Origin of the sequence: Mycobacterium sp., assembly GCF_049278535.1 — a bacterium.
GTDB lineage: Bacteria > Actinomycetota > Actinomycetes > Mycobacteriales > Mycobacteriaceae > Mycobacterium.
This window is the reverse complement of record NZ_JBAPMI010000203.1, coordinates 1-2362: the sequence shown is the minus strand read 5'-3', so window position 1 is coordinate 2362 and position 2362 is coordinate 1. Positions and strand designations below refer to the sequence as shown.

The following is a 2362-nucleotide window of genomic DNA, read 5'->3' as shown; positions in this document are numbered from 1 at the left end:
GTCCTGACCGTCGACGACGCCCGGCCCACCGCCGAGGCGCTGGCGATCACCGACGGCCGGATCGTCGCGGTCGGTGACCGGTCAGCGGTGGCCGCTTTCATCGGCCCCCACACCACGAGCATCGACGTCGGCGACGGCTGCGTCATGCCGGGATTCGTTGAGGCGCATGGCCATCCGCTGATGGAGGCCATCGCACTGTCCGACCGGCTGGTGGACATCCGGCCTGTCACGATGCGCGACGCCGGCCAGGTCGTCGAGGCCGTTCGCCGCGAGGTGGCCCGGCGCGGATCCGACGGCGCCTACCTCAACGGCTGGGACCCGCTGCTGCAGGACGGGCTACCGGAGCCGACGCTGGCCTGGCTGGACGAGATCGCGCCGGACGATCCGCTGGTCATCATCCACAACTCGGGACACAAGGCCTACTTCAACTCGCGGGCCGCCCAGCGCGCCGGCCTCACCCGCGACACCGCCGACCCCAAGGGCGCCAAATACGGCCACGACGCGAACGGCGACCTCGACGGCACCGCGGAGGAAACCGGTGCGGTCTTCCCACTGCTCAACGGGGCTATTGCGCCGAGTGACTACCCGGCAATGCTGCTGGCCGAGTGTGCCCGGCTGAACCAGGCCGGGCTGACCACCTGCTCGGAGATGGCGTTCGACCCGGCGATGCGGCCGCTCGTCGAGCAGCTGCGCGAGAAACTGTCGGTCCGGCTGCGCACCTACGAGATCTCCAACCCGCAAATGTCGACCGACGCCACCCCCGGCCAGGGCGACGACATGCTGCGTCAGATCGGCATCAAGATCTGGGTGGACGGCTCGCCGTGGATCGGCAACATCGCGCTGTCCTTCCCGTATCTGGACACCGCCGCCACCCGCACCATCGGCGTGACGCCCGGCTCGTGCGGCTGTGCGAACTACACCGCCGAACAGCTGACCGAGATCGTCGGCGCCTACTTTCCGCTGGGCTGGCCGATGGCTTGCCACGTGCAGGGCGACGCCGGCGTCGACACCATCCTCGATGTCTATGAGCAAGCGCTGCAACGAAATCCACGCTCAGACCATCGGCTGCGTCTCGAGCACGTCGGCGCGATCCGGCCCGAGCAGCTGCAGCGTGCCCATGACCTCGGCGTCACCTGCAGCATCTTCGTCGACCAGATCCACTACTGGGGTGACGTGATTGTCGACGGGCTGTTCGGCGAGGAGCACGGATCCCGTTGGATGCCAGCAGGTTCCGCGCTGGCCACCGGCATGCGCATCTCGCTGCACAACGATCCGCCGGTGACGCCCGAGGAGCCGCTGCGCAACATCAGCGTGGCCGTGACCCGCACGGCGCCCAGCGGGCGGGTGCTGGGGCCCGAGGAGCGGCTGACCGTCGAACAGGCGATCCGCGCGCAGACGATCGACGCGGCCTGGCAGCTGTTCGCCGACGACATCATCGGCTCGCTGGAAGTCGGCAAGTACGCCGACCTGGTGGTGCTGTCCGCCGATCCGCGCGCGGTGCCGCCGGAGGAGATCGCCGACCTGGACGTGCGTGCGACGTTCCTGGCGGGCCGCCAGGTCTACGCGCCGTGACCCCCACCCTCGACGACATCCTCGACCGCGTACATGTGGTGGCACTGCCGATGCGGGTTCGCTTCCGCGGGATCACCACCCGCGAGCTGGCGCTGATCGAAGGCCCGGCCGGCTGGGGCGAATTCGGTGCCTTCCTGGAATACGGCGACGCCGAGGCGGCGCACTGGCTGTCCGCCGCCCTCGAATCGGCCTACCGGACGCCGCCACCGCCCCGGCGCGACCGCATCGACGTCAACGCCACGGTCCCGGCCGTCGACGCGGCGCAGGTGCCCGAGATCCTGGCCCGTTTTCCCGGTGCACGTACCGCGAAGGTGAAGGTCGCCGAGCCAGGTCAAACCCTCGACGACGACGTGGCCCGGGTCGACGCGGTCCGCGCCCTGGTGCCCACCGTGCGAGTGGACGCCAACGGGGCCTGGACGGTTGCGCAGGCCGTCGAGGCCGCCAAGGCTCTGGCGCCTCTGGAGTACCTCGAGCAGCCCTGCGCGACGGTCGACGAGCTCGCCGAGTTGCGCCGTCAGGTCGACGTGCCGGTTGCCGCCGACGAGAGCATCCGCAAAGCCGGCGACCCGCTGGCGGTGGTCCGCGCGGGCGCCGCCGACGTCGCTGTGTTGAAAGTTGCTCCGCTGGGCGGTATTTCGGCGTTGTTGAAGATCGCCGCGCAGATCGACATCCCCGTCGTGGTCTCCAGTGCGCTGGACTCGGCGGTGGGCATCGCGGTCGGGTTGGCCGCGGCGTCGGCCCTGCCGCGTCTCGACCACGCCTGCGGCCTGGGCACCGGGCGGTTGTTCGT

2 protein-coding genes are annotated in these 2362 nt (G+C 70.2%); both read left to right on the top strand.

Translation table 11 applies throughout. The features are described from left to right. Nucleotides 1-1572 (top strand): amidohydrolase (locus WAO18_RS13945; RefSeq protein WP_422206851.1); only part of this gene is annotated, 1572 nt, incomplete at its 5' end. A gap of 50 nt (nucleotides 1573-1622) precedes the next feature. Beyond that, nucleotides 1623-2362: o-succinylbenzoate synthase (locus WAO18_RS13940; RefSeq protein ID WP_422206852.1), on the top strand; the 740-nt coding region annotated here is incomplete at its 3' end.